This window comes from Epibacterium ulvae (genome assembly GCF_018678075.1).
Taxonomy (GTDB): domain Bacteria; phylum Pseudomonadota; class Alphaproteobacteria; order Rhodobacterales; family Rhodobacteraceae; genus Epibacterium; species Epibacterium ulvae_A.
The window spans coordinates 18,358-37,137 of sequence record NZ_JAHHIR010000096.1 but is presented as its reverse complement, the minus strand read 5'-3'; the positions used below and the strand labels follow the sequence as shown (position 1 = coordinate 37,137).

Sequence of the window (18,780 nt, the reverse complement as noted above, 5' to 3'; positions counted from 1 at the left end):
GCGTGACCGTGGTGTGGGTCGTAACAACCAAGTTTGGTGGGCCGACAGATCGTACCTGCCGATGCGGCGTGGGTTTCTATATTTGGTCGCCATCATGGACTGGCACACGCGGAAGGTACTGGCGTGGCGCATCTCGAACACGCTGGAAGCCGAGTTCTGTGTGGATGCCTTGAATGAAGCGATCCACCAGTTCGGCCCACCTGAGATCATGAATACGGATCAGGGCAGCCAGTTCACGTCATTTGCTTGGACCGACCGCCTGCGTCGATCAGGCATCCGCATCTCAATGGACGGCAAAGGCCGGTTCCTCGACAATATCTTTGTCGAACGACTGTGGCGCTCGCTGAAGTATGAATGCGTCTACCTGCACGCCTGGGAAACTGGATCAGAGGCCAAGGCGGGTGTCAGAAAGTGGATCGCGTTCTACAACCACAAGCGTCCTCATTCCGCCCTTGGCGGCAAACCACCCGCTGTGATCTATTGGCAGCGAAACGAAACAACCAACCCCGATCAGCAGGTGCAAAGAGTAGCTTAAATCACGCCAGATCCTGTCCAAGGATTGGGGAGTAGCTCACACTGACAAAGTGCCAGCGGTCTACTTAGGATTCGGGAAGACTGCATAGAAACTAGAGCGGTTCGCAAATGGGCAGCTATGAACTCGGTTTTTGTCTGAATACCGCTCGGGAAATTAATCCTCGCTTCGCGTCAAACAGACCCAGCTAACCGGCTAGAATTACCAGCGTACATTTTCGCGGGCGAACACAACGACGGTGCATGCTTCAACAAGCATCAACACTCTCTCTTTTGGCATTGACCCAACACTTCGACAACGGAAATCGAGTTTTTTTGAAAAATGACAAACTATTGTCAATAAAGACACAAACCACGTGTCAGCTGTCAATGAAGAAAGTGGTGAGCCGTGATGGGTTCGAACCATCGACCTACTGATTAAAAGTCAGTTGCTCTACCAACTGAGCTAACGGCCCACTTTCTTTTTCTAGCATCTCTGCCGTGCGCTTCGTCTAAGTGTTTTCCTCAAGGAGATCAAGCACTTAATTTGCGCTGGAACCGCGTAACTTGGTAAGTCATGCTGCCCCGATAGGCGGCGTATCTACGGATAATGCCGAATAGGGTCAACCCCTTTTTCCAACTTTTTCGTCGAAGGCTGGATTCATCTGGAGTCCACCGCTATATGCCGCTTATGAACAACGTATCGCACCCTAAACTGCCCTTTATGAAGATGCATGGACTCGGCAACGACTTTGTCGTGATCGATGCGCGGACCGAGGATTTTGACATCACGCCCGCTATGGCGCGTGGAATAGGCCATCGTCGATTTGGAATCGGTTTTGACCAGCTGGCAGTGATCTCCAAAGGGGTCGGAGATTCGCATCTGACGTTTTTCAATTCGGACGGTTCGACCTCTGGCGCATGCGGCAATGCGACCCGGTGCATTGCCCGTTACCTGATGAACGATCTGAACACGCACCGGCTGCATCTGACCACTGAACGCGGCGATCTATTCGCCCTAGATGCTGGCGATGGTCTGACATCAGTGAACATGGGGCCGCCGCAGCTGAACTGGCAAGACGTCCCGCTCGCCGAAGACATGGATACGTTGGAATTGCCGATTGAGGGCAGCCCGACGGCGACCGGGATGGGCAATCCGCACTGCACGTTCTTTGTTGAGGATGCTGAGCGCATCCCGCTTGAGGAATTTGGCCCGAGATATGAGCATCATCCGCTGTATCCGCAACGCACCAACGTGCAGATCGCCCATCTTGTGGGGCCAGATTACCTGCGTATGCGGGTCTGGGAGCGCGGGGTTGGGGTGACCTTGTCCTCTGGCTCGTCCTCATGTGCGACCGCTGTTGCAGCCGCACGGCGCGGCCTGACGGGGCGCAAAGTTCGAATCGACCTTGATGGAGGGACACTGTGGGTTGACTGGCGCGACGATGGCGTCTGGATGACAGGTGAGACGATGCATGTCAGCGATGGAACATTCACACGTCAATTCCTGGAAAGCCTCGGATGAGCGCGCCGAAATTCACCACTCTGGGCTGCCGTCTGAACGCATATGAGACCGAAGCCATGAAGGAGCTTAGCCAGGAGGCCGGGCTTGAAAACACCGTTGTGGTGAACACCTGCGCAGTGACCGCTGAGGCCGTGCGTAAAGCCCGGCAGGAGATTCGCAAACTGCGCCGTGAAAACCCCGATGCGCGTATCATCGTGACAGGCTGTGCGGCGCAGACCGAGCCTGAGACTTTTGCCAAGATGGAAGAAGTCGACAAGGTCATCGGCAACACGGAAAAGATGCAGCCGGACACCTGGAAAAACATGTCCGCCGATTTTATCGGAGAAACGGAAAAGGTTCAGGTCGACGATATTATGTCGGTCACCGAAACCGCAGGTCACCTGATTGATGGTTTTGGCACCCGTTCCCGCGCCTATGTACAGGTTCAAAACGGCTGCGATCACCGCTGCACCTTTTGCATCATTCCCTATGGTCGCGGCAATTCCCGTTCAGTGCCAGCCGGCGTGGTCGTGGATCAGATCAAGCGGTTGGTGGACAAAGGGTACAATGAAGTTGTCCTGACGGGCGTTGACCTCACATCCTGGGGCGCTGACCTGCCTGCGGAGCCCAAACTGGGCGATCTGGTCATGCGTATCCTGAAACTGGTGCCGGATTTGCCGCGCCTGCGTATTTCATCCATCGATTCGATCGAGGTGGACGAAAATCTGATGCAGGCGATTGCCAGCGAGCCGCGCTTGATGCCGCATCTTCATCTGTCGCTGCAACACGGGGATGATCTGATTCTGAAACGCATGGCGCGCCGTCACCTGCGCGATGATGCGATTCGGTTTTGTGAGGAAGCGCGCAAACTGCGCCCCGAGATGACATTTGGCGCGGATATCATTGCTGGGTTTCCAACCGAAACTGACGCGCATTTTGAAAACTCGCTGAGGCTGGTGTCCGAATGTGATCTGACTTGGTTACATGTGTTCCCCTATTCCAAACGCGAAGGCACGCCTGCGGCAAAAATCCCAAGCCAAGTTGACGGAAAACTCATCAAACAGCGCGCCGCGCGGCTGCGCGAGATTGGCGATGAGCAGGTGCAACGACACTTGGCGCAACAGGTGGGGCAAACTCATAACGTTCTGATGGAAAACCCACATATGGGTCGTACAGAACAGTTCACCGAAGTCTCATTCGACACCGCGCAAACCGAAGGCGCGCTGCTGCAGGCCTCCATCACTGGCATAAAAGGCAGTCAGTTGACCGCTTAACCATCCTAAAGGGCACAGTATGGTGCAGCGTCTCCAGAAGGCAGCGGAGACTGGGTAGGGCGGTATCTCGCCTCCCCCAGCCCCCGTTCTTCCTGTTTCGCCGATGCCGGGCTAACCCGCGCCTTTCGCACCACTCAGAAACAACAAAAAACCGCCCGCATGTGACATGCAGGCGGCTCTGAATTTTCTAAGGTCAGCCGGATCAGCTGATCTTTTTGCCTTTGTGCGGTGCCCACAGACGCTTGTTGGTCAGATAGAGCAGCACAGACAGGACGGTTAGGAACAACACGCCAACAAGACCAGCTTGTTTACGGGCCATCATCTTGGGCTCAGCGGTCCACATCAGGAATGCGGACACATCTTCTGACAAGTGGTGCAGATCGTTTGAGTGACCGTCGATGAATTCAACCTGCTCATCCGCCAGTGGCGGCGCCATGGAAATCCAACCACCTGGAAAGGCGGTGTTTTCATAGAAGGTTGTGCCGGCTTCTTCTTTGGTCTCACCGGTGTATCCGGTCAAAAGCGATGCGATGTATTCCGCGCCACCCATGCCTTTTACCAGCTGGTTGATACCAAGGCCCGCAGGACCGTGGAAACCGGCCCGTGCTTTTGCCATCAGGCTCAAGTCAGGCGCACCCAACGCGTCGTTGACCGGGAAGTTATCGGTCGGCTTTGCGGGGCGGTCTTCGTCCAGCTCAGGATCATAGATCGAGAAGTTGTCCGATGCATAAGCGCGCACCTGATCTTCCGGCAGCTGCGGGCCACCTTCGTCAGACAAGGTACGGATCGGAATCAATTTCAGACCGTGGCAGGCAGAGCAGACCTCTGTATAGATCTGCAGGCCGCGCTGCAGCTGATTTTGGTCGTAAGAACCGAAGGGGCCTTCAAAAGAAAAGGCGAAGTCCTCGATGTGCTGATCCCCACCACCTGCTGCAAAAGATGCAGCAGGGACGAGTGCCAAAGCAAAGGCAGCACCGGTTACAAGTTTCTTGAACATTGGTAGCTGTCCTTCTTCTTACTCAGCAGGAGTAGCTTCGGACTTCTTGCCGTAATGGGCGTCGAAATCCTCTTCGATTGTTGCGGGCAGTGCTTCTGGCTTTTCGATCACACCCAGCAGCGGCAGGATGACAAAGAAATACCCGAACCAATAGGCCGATGCGATCAGCGACAGCGATGCATAGGGCTCTTCTGCAGGCATCGCACCCAGCCACATCAGGGCAAAGAAGTCGATGATCAGCAGCAGGAACCACCATTTGAACTGCGGACGGTACTTACCGGAGCGCACCGAAGACGTATCGAGCCACGGCGCCAGAGCCATCGCGATAATCGCACCAAACATCGCCAGAACACCAAAGAACTTGGCGTCAACGATGCCGCCGGTGACGTAGGATGCAATTTGCACCACCCAGACTTCACTGGTGAAGGCACGCAGGATCGCGTAGAACGGCAGGAAGTACCATTCTGGAACGATGTGCGCCGGAGTGACCAGCGGATTCGCCTCGATGTAGTTATCGGGGTGACCCAGGTAGTTCGGCATAAAGCCAACGATCGCCCAGAAGACCACCAGCACTACGGCAAGACCGAGGAAGTCCTTGATCACAAAGTACGGCCAGAACGGCAGCGTGTCTTTCTCGGCTTCTTCTTTGGAGCCTTTGCGCACATCAACACCGGTTGGGTTGTTGTTGCCTGTGGTGTGGAACGCCCAGATGTGAACGATCACCAGACCAGCAATCACAAACGGCAGCAGGTAGTGCAGGGAGAAGAAGCGGTTCAGCGTCGCGTTGCCAACGGCAGGGCCACCCAGCAGCAGTGTTTGGATTGGCTCACCCACAACAGGGATTGCACCAAACAGGCCGGTGATCACGGTCGCGCCCCAGAAGGACATCTGTCCCCATGGTAGAACGTAGCCCATGAAGGCGGTGCCCATCATCAACAGATAGATCAGCATGCCGACAATCCACGTGATTTCGCGCGGCGCCTTGTAGGAGCCGTAGAAAAGACCGCGGAAGATGTGGATATAAACAGCAACAAAGAACAGCGATGCGCCATTCATGTGAACGTAGCGGATCATATGACCGCCGTTCACGTTGCGCATGATGTGCTCCACGCTTGCAAACGCCATGTCGACGTGCGGCGTGTAGTGCATCACCAGAATGATACCGGTGACAATTTGCAGCACCAGACAGAATGCCAATACGATACCCCAGATCCACCACCAATTCAGGTTCTTGGGGGTGGGAATCATGATGGTGTCATAGATCAGGCCTACTACGGGAAGACGGCTGTGCAGCCACTTCTCGGCACCGGTTTTGGGTTCGTAATGGTCGTGAGGAATTCCGGACATCAGGTTCTCCCTTAACCGATTTTCAGAGTCAGGCCAGAATCCCAGCTTACAGGCGGGATCGGCAGGTTTTCAGGTGCGGGACCTTTGCGGATACGACCAGCAAGGTCATAGTGCGAACCGTGGCACGGGCAGAACCACCCGTCAAAGTCGCCAGCATCTCCCAAAGGAACGCAACCCAGGTGGGTACAAACGCCCATTTGTACGATCCACGCGCCAGGTGCTTCGCCTTCCGGTGAAGGCAGAACCCGGTTTGCGTCTTCCGCAGAGGCTGAGGCGTCAGAAATATTCGCATTGCGCGCAACTGGGTCAGGGAAGCTTCCAGCCGCCTCTTGATCCTGTTCACGTGCTTTATCGATCTCAGCGCCAGTACGGTGGCGAATAAAGACCGGTTTGCCGAGGAACATCACAGTCAACTGTGTACCCGGTTCAACACCCGAGACGTCGACAAAAATCGACGACAAGGCCTGAACATCGGCTGACGGATTCATCTGGTTGACCAACGGCCAAACGGCGGCGCCGGCCGTAACGGCCCCAGCACCTGCAGTGGCGTAGTAGAGGAAATCTCTCCGGGTTCCTTCGGTATCTTCTGCGTGGGACACGAGGCTTCTCCAATTCAAGCGCCCGCTTAGGGCAAACATGCGCATACACCACCACTTAAGGCAGTGCCTCAGCGGGTGTCTAGCGGGGAGAAGTGCGTTCGTCTAGCGGTCAAAGCGGCGCAGGGCCTACCAGTGTGGCGTTTCTTTCACATAGTTAACGCGATTTGCGAGTTTATTTGATGAGTCTTTAATGTCGCTTCAAGGCCTAATGCTTGTTTTCTTGCCGTATCACGCGGGCTTAGTGGCAATCATGCTGTCGCGTTCCGAAAATTGGGCGAGCCAATCCGCAAGCTGATCATTTCCGTTGCGCCACTTTACTTCGGGGTGACGAAAATCGACGTACTCTAGGGCACATGCCACGGAAATTTGCCCGATATCCATTGGCCCCTTTAGATGGCTGACCCAACGCGTGTTCAACGCCGCGCAACCATCCAGGATTTTGCTCGATTGCGCTTGTAACCAGTCGGCCCAGATCTGACCTTCGGGGCGCAACCGTTTTTCGTAGGACATCAGCACGGCGGAATCATTGATCCCATCCCCAGTTGCCTCCAAGACCTTGCTCTCCCAGCCGCGCGCATAGAGCGTGGCCCCTGCCCGTTCGTTCAAGAACTCGCAAATCACCCGGCTGTCGTACAATGTTGCACCGTCCGGGCGCTCCAGAGCGGGGATCTTGGACATCGGGTTGGCCGGTTTCAAACCATCCGCCGGTGTCAGAGGCGTTGTCACCACTGTCTCCAACTCCACATCATCAAGTTGCCCGGTCTCGTGCAAAACAATCAAAACCTTGCGTACAAACGGCGAAGCGGTGGCATGGAACAAGCGCATTTGGTGTCTCCTGATTCGGTGGCACCAGCTTAGACACCCATGGCAAAACAACCACCGCCTGTTTCATCGGATCCCATTAGAGTGATCTGTCGCGGTCCTCTTTCGATAGCTCTTGCATTCCGAAATCCATCTTGGCAGTGTCGCGCCTGTTCTCAGGGCGGGGTGAAATTCCCCACCGGCGGTATGCGGGCATGTCCCGTTCAGCCCGCGAGCGGCTTGGCCTTTGGTCAAGTGTCAGCAGATCTGGTGAGATGCCAGAGCCGACGGTTAAAGTCCGGATGGAAGAGAACGTGCGGTCAGGTAGCGCCCTTGGTGCGACCTGTCGTTCGTTATCGCCTTGGGTGACGTGTCAAACCAAAGGAGATACCGATGACACACACCCGATATGCATTTGTAAAAGCCAACTGGCATTCAGATATCGTTGACCAGGCCCTAAAAGGTTTCCTGGAAATTATCCCGGCGGATCAAGTAGATGTCTTTGACGTCCCCGGCGCATTTGAAATGCCGCTGATCGCGCAGGACCTCGCCAAGACTGCGGAATATGCCGCCATTGCCTGCGCCGCCTTTGTCGTGGACGGCGGGATCTATCGCCATGATTTTGTTGCACAAGCCGTGGTCGACGGGTTGATGCGTGCAAGCCAGGACACCGGCGTTCCGGTCCTGTCCGTTTCGCTGACACCGCATCAGTATCAAGAAACCGATCACCACAATGAGATCTACCGCGCGCATTTCATCCAAAAAGGCCAAGAGGCCGCCCGCGCCGCGCTGATGATCACAGAGACCCGCGTGCGTCTCGCACAAACTCCGGCGATCGCAGCGGAATAAGACCACGGCGGGGCGCGCAACCGCGCCCCTTCCCCCTTGAGGCCAAGCCTGTGCAAGGGTAAGCACGTCGCGCAAAGGAGACCCCACCCCATGTCTATGAACAGCTTTGGCCACCTCTTCCGCGTCACCACTTGGGGTGAAAGCCACGGACCTGCATTGGGTGCAACGGTTGACGGCTGCCCGCCGAACGTTCCGATCACGCCCGAGATGTTGCAGGTCTGGCTGGACAAGCGACGTCCCGGTCAGAACAAGAACACCACGCAACGTAACGAAGCAGACGCGGTCAAGATTCTGTCTGGTGTGTTTGACGGCATGTCGACCGGAACGCCGATCCAGTTGATGATCGAAAACACCGATCAGCGGTCGCGTGACTATGGCGAGATTTCACAAACCTTCCGTCCCGGTCATGCGGACATCACCTATTTCCAGAAATACGGCAACCGTGACTATCGCGGCGGTGGTCGGTCTTCGGCCCGCGAAACCGCGGCTCGCGTCGCAGCCGGCGGTGTTGCACGTGAAGCAATCAAGGCTTTGGCCCCCGGTTTGGAAATCAAAGGCTACATGACCCAGATGGGTGCCATGGAAATCGACCGTGACCGTTTTGATTGGGACGCGATCGAACAAAACGATTTCTGGATCCCCGACGCTGACGCCGTGCAGGATTGGGAAGACTACCTGCAAGGTCTGCGCAAAGCCCATGATTCCGTGGGTGCCGTGATCGAAGTTGTCGCCAAAGGCGTGCCCGCAGGCATCGGTGCTCCGGTCTATAACAAGCTGGATACCGACCTTGCCGCCGCCATGATGTCGATCAACGCCGTCAAAGCGGTGGAGATTGGCGAAGGCATGAACGCCGCCCGACTGAAGGGGTCCGAGAACGCGGATGAGATCTTCTTGGGCAATGACGGCGAACCTGTTTACGCGTCAAACCACGCCGGCGGGATCCTGGGTGGTATTTCCACCGGACAGGACGTTGTTGTGCGCTTTGCGGTCAAGCCCACCTCGTCGATTCTGACACCGCGCCAATCGATCCGCAAAGATGGCTCCCCGGTTGAAGTGATCACTAAAGGTCGCCACGACCCCTGCGTCGGCATCCGGGCTGTCCCGGTGGCTGAGGCGATGATGGCCTGTGTCATCCTTGACCACCTGTTGCTGCACCGTGGTCAGATCGGTGAGAACCAAGGTCACATCGGCTAAGCCAAATAACGCCGTAAAAACAATGTACCAATAGGACCTGCGTCATTGTTATTTTACCCCATAGGCTGCACAGTCGGCCTATGGCTCAGGTCTCGAAAAATACCCCAAACGCATCACTTGCGCAGAACAATCCGGGCCGCGGTATCCTTTATAAAACCGTTGCGATTGGCATGTTTACGGTGATGGCCGGCATCGTAAAAGAAACCGTGCAAACCGTTCCAACGGGCGAAGTTGTCTTTTTCCGGTCGTTCGCTGCCTTGCCGGTTATCCTTGTCTGGCTCGCCCTTCGGGGAGAACTGTCACAAGGTTTAAAGACGCGAAATCCCGGCCTGCATGTGTGGCGCGGCCTTGTTGGCAGTACGGCGATGGGGTTCAACTTTGTCGGACTAGGATTGCTTTCTCTGCCCGAAGCGACCGCCCTCAGCTATGCAACGCCGATCTTTACGCTGATCCTTGCGGCGCTGCTGTTGGGAGAGCGCATTCGTTTTGTCAGAATCAGCGCCGTTGCCATCGGGTTGCTGGGTGTTTTGATCATGCTGTCGCCGCAACTTGGCGGCCTACAGTCGATGAAAGACACCGCGATGATCGGCAGCCTGTGCATTCTGGCTTCGGCGGCGGCGCGTAGTTTTGTGCAAATACACCTGCGCAAAATGGCCCAGATCGAGGCGACGGCGGCCATCGTTTTCTACTTTTCTCTGACCGCATCCATTCTGTCGCTGTTCACCCTACCGTTTGGCTGGATCGTGCCGCCGCTGCATACGCTGGGCCTGTTGATCGCCTGCGGGATTATCGGCGGAGTTGCACAGATCCTGGTGACCTCATCCTATCGCTACGCACCTGCGTCCCTGCTGGCGCCTTATGATTATGCCTCGATGATCTTTGCGCTCGTGATCGGCTACCTGTGGTTTGATGAATGGCCTGCCCTTGTTGTTCTGGCCGGAGCCGGGCTGGTGATTTTTGCCAATGTGGTTGTGATCCTGCGCGAACGGCAGTTGGGCGTCAAACGCGGCAAGGCGAAGCCGTTGATGGATCCCAAAGGCGGCTAACCCCACAAACAAAAAAGGCGCGCAGAATATCTGCACGCCCTTGGATCTCAGTCGTTGCCACGCTTTAGGCGCGCACAAGCGCCTCGTAAGATTCGGCGATATCGCGGGTCAGTGCGCCGACTTCAAACGTGTAGGGACCAATTTCGCCAACCGGAGTAACCTCAGCCGCGGTGCCGGTCAGCCAGCACTGTTCAAAGCTTTCCATTTCCTCGGGCATGATGTGACGCTCGTGAACGGTGATGCGCTTGTCTTTGAGCATCTGGATCACGGTTTGACGCGTGATACCGTTCAAAAAGCAATCTGCCAGCGGTGTGTGAACTTCGCCGTCTTTGACAAAGAAGATATTCGCACCGGTCGCCTCGGCCACGTAGCCGCGATAGTCCATGAACAGCGCGTCTGAACAGCCCTTAGCCTCTGCCTTGTGCTTGGAAATGGTGCAGATCATGTAGAGACCCGCCGCCTTGGCATGGACCGGGATCGTGTCCGGGCTTGGGCGTTTGTATTCTGCGATGTCCAGCTTGGCGCCCTGCATCTTGGCGTCACCGTAATATGCGCCCCAACCCCAGATCGCGACGGCCAGATGGACCGGATTTTTGGCCGAGGCCACACCCATGTCTTCTCCAGAGCCGCGCCAGACAAGTGCCCGCACATAGGCGTCCTTGAGGCCAGAGGCCTTCAATGTCTCTTCCTTGGCTTTTTCGATTTCATCGACTGAATATTGCAACGGAATATCAAGCGCTTCCGCAGAGGCGATCAGACGTTCCGAATGCGCGCGGCTTTTGAAGATCTTACCGTTATAGGCGCGTTCCCCTTCGAAAACCGAAGACGCATAGTGCATCGCATGGGTCAAAAGATGCACCTTTGCATCTCGCCAATCGATCAGATCACCGTCCATCCAGATCAGACCATCACGGTCATCATATGCTGTCATCGCGCACCCTCCCGAGGGTCATTGCTATTTCAATTATTGCGTCCGCAACGTCACATTAGGACATATAGTTGCGCCAAATCTGCGATTCGATACATCTTCACCCTTGGAATGTCAACATCACTGACATAAGCTCACCCAAACAAAAAAATGAACGAGGCATAACATGTCAGATGGGCGGAGCGGTCAATTCAACAGAGGTGAGAGCCTGCTGTTCTTGACGGATGAACAGCTGCGGCAAGGCATCGAGGCGATGTTTTTTGCCTATCGGGGCTTTACGGCTGATCCGGACCGCATCCTTGCAAAGCTGGCGTATGGGCGGGCCCACCACCGTGCCATCCACTTTATCAACCGCGCACCTGGCACCACCGTGAACAATCTATTGTCCATTCTGGGTGTGACCAAACAATCGCTCAACCGGGTTCTGCGCGCCCTGATCGAAGACGGGCTGGTCGAAAGCCGGGTTGGCACCGCGGACAAGCGGGAACGCCACCTATTCTTGACCGAAGCGGGAAAAACCCTTGAAGCCGAACTGTCTAACGCGCAACGTGCGCGCATGCGTGCCGCCTACAAAGAAGCGGGACCAGAGGCGGTACAAGGGTTTAGAAAGGTGCTAGAAGCAATGATGGATGCTGATATGCGCCGCGCCTATACCAAACTTCGGGAAACGAGTTCATGAATTGCGATGCCCACCTGTTAATTGTGGATGATGACGAGCGGATCCGTGAGCTGCTCAAAAAATTTCTGATGCGGTCGGGTTTTCTGGTGACGGCTGCTCGGGACGCACAACATGCACGTCGGGTCCTGTCGGGGTTGGATTTTGATCTGATTGTCCTGGACGTGATGATGCCCGGCGAAGACGGGATTTCCCTGACCAAAGCGCTGCGGGAAACCCATACAACCCCGATCCTGTTGTTGACCGCCCAAGGCGAGACGGAAAACCGAATTGCGGGGCTTGAAGCCGGAGCAGATGATTATCTGGCGAAACCGTTTGAGCCCAAAGAACTGCTGTTGCGCATCAACGCTATTCTACGTCGTATGCCCGAAGCCAAGCCCGAAGATACCGCCCCCAAGGTGCTGCACCTTGGCGATATCCGCTATGACATCGAACGCGGTGAGATGTGGCAAGGCCAAGATCTGGTGCGTCTGACCAGCACGGAAAGCCAGCTGATGAAGATCTTCTCAGCCCAACCAAACGAAGCCGTGACCCGTGCCAAATTGGTTGAGGATCTGGGCCGTGATCGTGGCCAAGCGCAAGAACGCGCCGTGGATGTTCAAATCACGCGCCTGCGCCGCAAGATCGAACCCAATCCCAAGCAGCCGCAATACCTGCAAACCGTGCGTGGCGCCGGATATATGTTGGCGCCTGACTAACAGCGGCGGCGCGTTGACGATTTCGACAGCGCGCACCGGAACCTCTTGAAGCCCTTGTAGCAAGCCATCTACGGTACGCATGAACACGCAGATGGAGCGTCCTTTTGACCACAGCATTGATCACCCATGCCGATTGCTTGTCCCATGTGACCCCGGATGGGCATCCGGAACGGGTGGCGCGACTGGAGCATGTGTTGCACGGGCTTGAAGGCAAAGAGTTGCGACGTGTCACTGCACCAATGGCCGCCGAAGACGACCTGCTGCGCATCCACCCGAAATCCTACCTGGATGATCTGCGCGATGACCTGCCGTTTGAAGGGTTGAAGCAGATCGATGGGGATACATTTTTGTCTCCGGGATCTCTGGATGCAGCTTACCGCGCAGCGGGTGCGGCTGTTCGCGCCGTGGACCTTGTGTTGGGCGGTGATGTCCAAAACGCTTTTGCCGCCGTTCGCCCGCCGGGTCACCACGCAGAAACCGAGACCTCGATGGGGTTTTGTCTGTTGGGAAATGCCGCATTGGCGGCCAAACATGCGTTGGATCACCACGGGCTGAAACGGGTCGCGGTTGTCGACTTTGACGTCCATCATGGCAACGGCACCCAAGACATCCTGTGGGACGAAAAACGCGCGCTCTTCATCTCGTCCCAGCAAATGCCGCTGTGGCCGGGATCCGGTCGCCCGGATGAAGATGGCAACTATGGCCAGATCCTGAACATGCCGCTGCCGCCCGAATCTGGAACGGCTGAAATGCGCACTGCGTTTCAAAACATCGCCTTTCCGCGCCTGTTGGCGTTCAAGCCAGAGCTGATCATCCTATCGGCCGGCTTTGATGCGCATCAGGACGACCCGCTTGCAAACCTCAATTGGACAACCGCAGATTTCGGATGGCTCACAGCGGAACTCTGCAAAATCGCGCAGGAGGTTTGCGGTGGCCGTATCGTCTCGACTCTGGAAGGCGGATATGATCTGAACGCGCTGACCGCCGCGACATCGGCGCATGTAGACGAATTGATAAAGGCAGGATAATGACCGAGACCCCCATCCCCGTCGAAGAGTTGAGCTTTGAACAGGCCATGCGTGAGCTGGAGACTGTTGTGGACCAGCTGGAACGCGGTGATGTGGCCCTGGACGCATCTATCGCCCTGTACGAACGCGGTGCTGCATTGAAAAAACGCTGCGAAGACGAGTTGAAACGGGCCGAAGAAAAGGTGGCAGCGATCACCTTGGACGCCAATGGCGCGCCGACCGGAACCCAACCGTTGGACGCAGGCTAACCCATGACGGCCCCCGTGGACTTTGGCGCAGCGCTGAAAAGCGCACAGATGACGATCTCTGCCTATGCGGAAACCCGTCTTAGGGGCGGTGATGATCTGCATGCTGCGATGCGTTACGCAATTGCGGGCGGCAAAATGCTGCGCGGTTTTCTCGTGTTAGAAAGCGCGCGATTGCATGGTGTTTCACAGGACGCAGCGCTGAACGCGGCATTGGCCATCGAATGCGTGCATGCCTATTCCTTGGTGCATGACGACCTTCCTTGTATGGACGACGACGACCTCCGTCGTGGCCAACCCACGGTTCACCGCAAATGGAATGAGGCTATGGCCGTTCTGGCAGGCGACAGCCTGCAGGGGTTTGCCTTTGAGCTGCTTTCAGAGCCTGTTGTCGGCCCAAATGCGTTGCCTCTGATCCTGAGCTTGGCAAAGGCGGCGGGCAAGGATGGTATGGTGTCGGGGCAAATGCTGGACATCGCCGCCGAAAGCGCGGCGCAGCCACTGGACCTGGATCAAATCACCCGTCTGCAACAGCGCAAGACCGGTTGCCTGATTGAATGGTCGGCAACAGCCGGTGCGATCTTTGCAGGTCAGGACGCGGAGCCCCTGCAACGCTATGCCCGCGCCCTTGGCCTCGCGTTTCAAATTGCCGATGACATCTTGGATGTCGAAGGCGACATCGAAAAAGTCGGCAAGGCCCTGCGCAAGGATGCCAACGCCGGCAAAGCAACATTTGTGTCCCTGCTTGGCCTGGATGCGGCGAAATTGCGCGCGGACGAATTGGTGCAAGAAGCCTCTGCGGCACTACATCCCTATGGAGATGACGCAGAAACCTTGAAGCAAGCCGCGCGTTTCGTTATTGCGCGCGATAGCTAATTCGAACCCCTGAGGAGCTCAGCCAACCATGTCGGAACGGCCCAATACACCGCTCTTGGATCAGATCAACCGCCCGGCGGACCTGAACCAATTGAGCGATGCACAGCTTGCTCAGGTTGCCCAAGAACTACGGTCTGAAACCATCTCTGCCGTGTCGGAAACGGGCGGTCACCTTGGCGCGGGTCTGGGTGTGGTTGAGCTGACAGTCGCCCTGCACACGGTGTTCGACACGCCCAAGGACAAACTGATCTGGGACGTGTCCCATCAAAGCTACCCGCATAAGATCCTGACCGAGCGGCGCGACCGTATCCGCACCTTACGGATGAAGGACGGCCTGTCCGGTTTCACCAAACGCAGCGAAAGCCCCTATGACCCCTTTGGCGCCGCGCATAGTTCAACGTCGATTTCAGCGGCGCTTGGCTTTGCGGTTGCGCATGATCTGGGTGGGGTTGTTCCCGAAGGCAGCGGTGACGCGATTGCCGTGATCGGCGATGGCTCGATGTCGGCTGGCATGGCGTTTGAGGCCATGAACAATGCAGGCCATCTGGGCAAGCGGATGATCGTGATCTTGAACGACAATGAGATGTCGATTGCCCCACCGGTCGGGGCCTTGTCGTCCTATCTGTCGCGCATCTACGCCGAAGAACCGTTCCACGATCTGAAAGCCGTCGCCAAAGGTGCGGTGTCTCTGTTGCCGGAACCCTTCCGCGAAGGGGCCAAACGCGCGAAAGAGATGCTCAAAGGCATGGCGGTTGGCGGCACCATGTTCGAGGCGTTGGGGTTCTCATACCTCGGGCCCATCGACGGCCATGATATGGAACAGTTGCTTCCGGTCCTCAGAACGGTCAAATCCCGCGCCACCGGGCCGGTTTTGATCCATGTGCTCACCAAGAAGGGCAAAGGATACGCCCCCGCCGAAGCGGCACGCGACAAAGGGCATGCGACCGCGAAATTCGATGTCGTCACGGGCAAACAAAAGAAGACTCCGTCCAACGCGCCGTCCTATACCTCGGTCTTTGGGGACACGCTGGTGCAACTGGCGGCCAAGGATGACAAAATCTGCGCCGTGACGGCTGCCATGCCCGACGGCACAGGCTTGAATTTGATGGCAGAGCGTTACCCCTCGCGCACCTTTGACGTGGGCATTGCCGAACAACACGGCGTGACCTTTAGCGCGGCCTTGGCGGCTGGCGGGATGAAACCGTTTTGCGCGATGTATTCGACCTTCCTGCAACGAGGCTATGATCAGATCGTGCATGACGTTGCGATCCAGCGTCTACCCGTTCGCTTTGCCATCGACCGTGCGGGTCTGGTTGGCGCGGATGGGGCAACACATGCGGGTTCATTTGACGTCGCGTTCATGGCCAATCTGCCTGGAATGGTCGTGATGGCCGCAGCGGATGAGGCGGAGCTGGCCCATATGGTCAAAACCGCTGCAGACTATGATGAGGGTCCGATTGCCTTCCGCTATCCACGCGGCGAAGGTGTTGGTGTTGAGCTACCCGAACAGCCGCAAGCGCTGGAAATTGGCAAGGGTCGCATGATCCAAACCGGCGCACGGGTTGCGATCCTGTCCTTTGGAACCCGGTTGTCCGAAGTACAAAAAGCGGCTGAGGCTTTGGCGGCAAAAGGCATCACCCCAACCATTGCAGACGCGCGGTTTGCCAAACCGTTGGACCGCGACATGATTCTTGATCTTGCCGCGCACCACGAGGCCATGATCACCGTCGAAGAGGGCGCCATTGGTGGCTTTGGCTCCCATGTCTCGCAGCTTTTGGCCGATGAAGGCGTGTTTGATGCCGGGTTCAAATACCGTTCCATGGTTCTGCCTGACACATTTATCGACCAGGCCAGCCCCAAGGATATGTATGACGTGGCCGCCATGAACGCGGACCAGATCGAGGCAAAAGTTCTGGACGTGCTTGGTATCGTCGACCTTGCCGCACGGCGCGGCTAATACCCCCTGCTGTGTGCAGGGGGGCTATAGATTAGCTCGACATCATCGCTTTGACATCCGGCAGGCCCAGCGCTTTGCCGCCGACGCCCCATTGGCCGTCTTTGACCTCTTCAATCACCACCCAGGTCACATCGCGCAGTTTCTCGCTTGTGACCTCGGTGACGGCATCCGTGATTTTGGCGATCAGTTCCTGGGATTGCTCCGCGTTCAGTTCGTCTTTGAATACTTTGACTTCGATAAGGGGCATGGTTCCACCTGACAGTTGGCTCACGTTAAACGACGGTCACGTCTTCATTGCGAACAAGGAAAACGTAACCGGCTAAACATAGATAAGCTGGTGATGGATTTATGTAACCTATAAATAAGTATCATATAGGTTACGAATACGTGATGCGGTCGAAGCCTAATCTTCCAACTTGGCCAATGCCTCTAGACCGCTGCGGTAATCCGGGTAAAGCAGCTCGACCCCCAGTTCCGTCTTGATCCGGTCGTTTCGCACACGCTTGTTCTCAGCATAGAAACTGCGCGCCATGGGGGACATCTCAGCCTCATCAAAATCGACAACAGGTGGCAATGGCTGCCCAAGAAGTTCAGCCGCGAAACCAATGACATCTTGTGGCGGCGCGGGAATGTCATCGCACAGATTGTAAACTGCGCCCGGGTTAGGACGTGCGAGTGATGCGGTCAGAACCTGCGCAATGTCTTCCACGTGGATCCGCGAAAACACTTGATCCGGTTTGATGATCCGGCGCGCCTGACCGGATTTCACCTTGGCAAAGGGACCGCGCCCCGGACCGTATATCCCCGCCAGACGAAACACATGCACCGGCAGTTCACTGGCCTGCCACGCACGCTCGGCCGCCACCCGCCAATGGCCACGTGTGGTGCTGGGCGCAAGCTCGGTGCGCTCATCCACCCAGGCTCCACCATGATCACCATAGACCGCCGTTGTCGACAGATAGCCGACCCAGTCAAGGTTTTGGCCGCCCAGTTGGTCCATCAAACACTGCAAAACGGGATCACCCCCCTCGGATGGAGCGATAGACGACAACACATGTGTCACGCCGTCCAGTGGCAGGGGGCTGCCCGGCCATTTTATAGTTTGAACACCATCGACCAATTGGCCTTCCCGGCTGGTGCCAAGAACGCGCCATCCTTCGGGAGCCAGCCGTCGCGCCAATGCGCGTGCGGAATAGCCAAAGCCCAGACAAAGCAAAGTTTTATTCATGACCTATAGATGCGGTCACACCGTCACCATGACAAGCGCCAAACGCAGTTTCTTAGCGATCCAAATGCCCAAGATCCTGCTCGGGCGCGATATGATCACGCACCCGGGATTTGAGCTCTTTGACATCCGGGAACCCACCGTCGCGCTTGCGTTCCCACAGGACTGTGTCACCCACGCAAATCTCATAGGTTCCACCGATGTCACTGGGCACCAACGTCACGCCGCCCAATTGCGATTGGAACGTAGACAAAAGCTCTTGCCCCATCCAGGACGCCCGCAGCAGCCAGTTGCAGCCAATACAGTAAGAAATCGTAACAATCGGTTGGCGCTCGGCGGTCATTCCGGGTCTCCCGCATGCGTGATTATCAGTCTTTTGGACGGCTCAGAGCCATTGACGACATCACGCACCACCAGGCACCGACCGTCCCCACGCAAAAACCGGTCAAATCTGTCTGCATCTAATGTATCGCCATCCATTCGGGCATCATGCCCGTGATCGATCCGGGCCGCAAATCATTCTGGAACGCGGTTGCCCTCTGCATCGATCAAGACGGTGCCGTCTTCTTTGGCCCACGGACCTTGGGGCCAATTGTCCAGAAAATCCAAAACAGCCCCGGACGGACGACACAGTTTGACACCGTTCTTACAAGCAACAATCGGTCGGTTGACCAAAACGGGATGGTCCATCATGTGGTCAAGAAGCACCTCATCCGGCACGCTTGGATCAAGCAAACCCAGCTCCTCGGCCGGAGATTTGGTGGTGCGCAATGCCTGCCGGGGCGTCAGACCCGCCGCCGCAAACAAAGCCAGCACCTGAGGCCGCGTCCAACCAGTTTTAATGTATTCCACGACGGTCGGCTCATAACTGGCGTCTTTGATCAATTGCAACACATTGCGCGACGTGCCGCAGGCGGGGTTGTGGTGAATGACGATATCCATGGGACTTTCGTCCTATTATTGCATGACCTTTTGATGAAACAGGATAAGTTACGCTTGAACTTAGTGGCGCAAACATACGAACAT

The 18,780-nt window shown here is 56.5% G+C and carries 21 protein-coding genes, 1 tRNA gene and 1 riboswitch; of the genes, 12 read left to right on the top strand and 10 right to left on the bottom strand.

Annotated elements, in window-relative coordinates; all coding sequences use genetic code 11:
• A partial coding sequence (locus tag KMP13_RS18890; protein ID WP_251363955.1) for an IS3 family transposase occupies positions 1 to 535 on the top strand: 535 nt, incomplete at its 5' end.
• Between the two features lie 375 nt (positions 536 to 910).
• Here the strand turns inward: KMP13_RS18890 and KMP13_RS18885 are convergent.
• Positions 911 to 986 (bottom strand) — tRNA-Lys (locus tag KMP13_RS18885).
• Positions 987 to 1,192: 206 nt separating this feature from the next.
• Here KMP13_RS18885 and dapF point away from each other — a divergent pair.
• Positions 1,193 to 2,035: a diaminopimelate epimerase gene (gene dapF, locus KMP13_RS18880; RefSeq protein ID WP_215267543.1), complete on the top strand. Its 843-nt coding sequence runs from the start codon at positions 1,193 to 1,195 to the stop codon at positions 2,033 to 2,035.
• Positions 2,032 to 3,288, top strand: coding sequence for a tRNA (N(6)-L-threonylcarbamoyladenosine(37)-C(2))-methylthiotransferase MtaB (gene mtaB, locus KMP13_RS18875; protein ID WP_215267541.1), 1,257 nt, complete (start codon positions 2,032 to 2,034; stop codon positions 3,286 to 3,288). The genes dapF and mtaB overlap by 4 nt, the downstream gene beginning before the upstream one ends.
• A 202-nt stretch (positions 3,289 to 3,490) precedes the next feature.
• On the opposite strand, the gene KMP13_RS18870 is transcribed toward mtaB, so the two are convergent.
• The 4 genes from KMP13_RS18870 to KMP13_RS18855 all read right to left on the bottom strand — a co-directional run bounded on the left by KMP13_RS18870 (position 3,491) and on the right by KMP13_RS18855 (position 7,056).
• The gene (locus KMP13_RS18870) at positions 3,491 to 4,285 is read right to left on the bottom strand and encodes a cytochrome c1 (RefSeq protein ID WP_215267539.1); all 795 of its coding nucleotides are present in this window, start codon (positions 4,283 to 4,285) and stop codon (positions 3,491 to 3,493) included.
• An 18-nt stretch (positions 4,286 to 4,303) separates the two neighbouring features.
• The gene (locus KMP13_RS18865) at positions 4,304 to 5,632 is read right to left on the bottom strand and encodes a cytochrome b (RefSeq protein WP_215267538.1); all 1,329 of its coding nucleotides are present in this window, start codon (positions 5,630 to 5,632) and stop codon (positions 4,304 to 4,306) included.
• Between the two features lie 11 nt (positions 5,633 to 5,643).
• Entirely contained in the window at positions 5,644 to 6,231 is a 588-nt protein-coding gene (gene petA / locus KMP13_RS18860; RefSeq protein WP_215267537.1) for a ubiquinol-cytochrome c reductase iron-sulfur subunit, read from the bottom strand.
• A gap of 228 nt (positions 6,232 to 6,459) precedes the next feature.
• Positions 6,460 to 7,056 carry a glutathione S-transferase gene (locus tag KMP13_RS18855; RefSeq protein WP_215267536.1) on the bottom strand — a complete coding sequence of 199 codons (597 nt, stop codon included), beginning with the start codon at positions 7,054 to 7,056 and terminating at the stop codon, positions 6,460 to 6,462.
• 144 nt (positions 7,057 to 7,200) lie between these two features.
• A riboswitch (FMN riboswitch) is annotated at positions 7,201 to 7,350 on the top strand.
• A 75-nt stretch (positions 7,351 to 7,425) separates the two neighbouring features.
• Between KMP13_RS18855 and KMP13_RS18850 the strand changes: the two genes are divergently transcribed.
• From KMP13_RS18850 to KMP13_RS18840, 3 genes are all read left to right on the top strand, one after another.
• Positions 7,426 to 7,881 (top strand): 6,7-dimethyl-8-ribityllumazine synthase, encoded by a 456-nt coding sequence (locus tag KMP13_RS18850; protein ID WP_215267535.1) that lies wholly within the window; start codon positions 7,426 to 7,428, stop codon positions 7,879 to 7,881.
• A 90-nt stretch (positions 7,882 to 7,971) separates the two neighbouring features.
• Positions 7,972 to 9,075, top strand: a complete 1,104-nt coding sequence (aroC, locus tag KMP13_RS18845; RefSeq protein ID WP_215267534.1) for a chorismate synthase — start codon at positions 7,972 to 7,974, stop codon at positions 9,073 to 9,075.
• Between the two features lie 80 nt (positions 9,076 to 9,155).
• Complete coding sequence (locus KMP13_RS18840; protein WP_215267533.1) at positions 9,156 to 10,121, top strand: DMT family transporter; 966 nt, start codon at positions 9,156 to 9,158, stop codon at positions 10,119 to 10,121.
• Positions 10,122 to 10,185: 64 nt separating this feature from the next.
• On the opposite strand, the gene KMP13_RS18835 is transcribed toward KMP13_RS18840, so the two are convergent.
• Positions 10,186 to 11,052: a branched-chain amino acid aminotransferase gene (locus tag KMP13_RS18835; protein WP_215267532.1), complete on the bottom strand. Its 867-nt coding sequence runs from the start codon at positions 11,050 to 11,052 to the stop codon at positions 10,186 to 10,188.
• Positions 11,053 to 11,215: 163 nt separating this feature from the next.
• Between KMP13_RS18835 and KMP13_RS18830 the strand changes: the two genes are divergently transcribed.
• The 6 genes from KMP13_RS18830 to dxs all read left to right on the top strand — a co-directional run bounded on the left by KMP13_RS18830 (position 11,216) and on the right by dxs (position 16,529).
• Positions 11,216 to 11,728 (top strand): MarR family winged helix-turn-helix transcriptional regulator, encoded by a 513-nt coding sequence (locus KMP13_RS18830; protein ID WP_215267531.1) that lies wholly within the window; start codon positions 11,216 to 11,218, stop codon positions 11,726 to 11,728.
• Positions 11,725 to 12,423, top strand: a complete 699-nt coding sequence (locus KMP13_RS18825; RefSeq protein WP_215267530.1) for a response regulator — start codon at positions 11,725 to 11,727, stop codon at positions 12,421 to 12,423. The genes KMP13_RS18830 and KMP13_RS18825 overlap by 4 nt, the downstream gene beginning before the upstream one ends.
• Before the next feature lie 104 nt (positions 12,424 to 12,527).
• Positions 12,528 to 13,451 (top strand): histone deacetylase family protein, encoded by a 924-nt coding sequence (locus tag KMP13_RS18820; protein WP_215267529.1) that lies wholly within the window; start codon positions 12,528 to 12,530, stop codon positions 13,449 to 13,451.
• Complete coding sequence (locus tag KMP13_RS18815) at positions 13,451 to 13,699, top strand: exodeoxyribonuclease VII small subunit (RefSeq protein ID WP_215267527.1); 249 nt, start codon at positions 13,451 to 13,453, stop codon at positions 13,697 to 13,699. Before KMP13_RS18820 ends, KMP13_RS18815 begins: the two co-directional genes overlap by 1 nt.
• 3 nt (positions 13,700 to 13,702) lie before the next feature.
• A complete protein-coding gene (locus KMP13_RS18810) occupies positions 13,703 to 14,572 on the top strand; it encodes a polyprenyl synthetase family protein (RefSeq protein ID WP_215267525.1) in 870 nt (289 codons plus the stop codon).
• Between the two features lie 28 nt (positions 14,573 to 14,600).
• Positions 14,601 to 16,529, top strand: a complete 1,929-nt coding sequence (gene dxs, locus KMP13_RS18805) for a 1-deoxy-D-xylulose-5-phosphate synthase (protein WP_215267523.1) — start codon at positions 14,601 to 14,603, stop codon at positions 16,527 to 16,529.
• A 31-nt stretch (positions 16,530 to 16,560) separates the two neighbouring features.
• On the opposite strand, the gene KMP13_RS18800 is transcribed toward dxs, so the two are convergent.
• The 4 genes from KMP13_RS18800 to arsC form a co-directional block, all read right to left on the bottom strand.
• Positions 16,561 to 16,776: a tautomerase family protein gene (locus KMP13_RS18800; RefSeq protein ID WP_215267522.1), complete on the bottom strand. Its 216-nt coding sequence runs from the start codon at positions 16,774 to 16,776 to the stop codon at positions 16,561 to 16,563.
• Positions 16,777 to 16,932: 156 nt separating this feature from the next.
• Positions 16,933 to 17,757 (bottom strand): SDR family oxidoreductase, encoded by an 825-nt coding sequence (locus tag KMP13_RS18795; RefSeq protein ID WP_215267520.1) that lies wholly within the window; start codon positions 17,755 to 17,757, stop codon positions 16,933 to 16,935.
• Between the two features lie 52 nt (positions 17,758 to 17,809).
• Positions 17,810 to 18,097 carry a SelT/SelW/SelH family protein gene (locus KMP13_RS18790; RefSeq protein WP_215267519.1) on the bottom strand — a complete coding sequence of 96 codons (288 nt, stop codon included), beginning with the start codon at positions 18,095 to 18,097 and terminating at the stop codon, positions 17,810 to 17,812.
• Positions 18,098 to 18,270: 173 nt separating this feature from the next.
• Positions 18,271 to 18,696 (bottom strand): arsenate reductase (glutaredoxin), encoded by a 426-nt coding sequence (gene arsC / locus KMP13_RS18785; RefSeq protein WP_215267517.1) that lies wholly within the window; start codon positions 18,694 to 18,696, stop codon positions 18,271 to 18,273.
• Between the last annotated feature and the right edge of the window lie 84 nt (positions 18,697 to 18,780).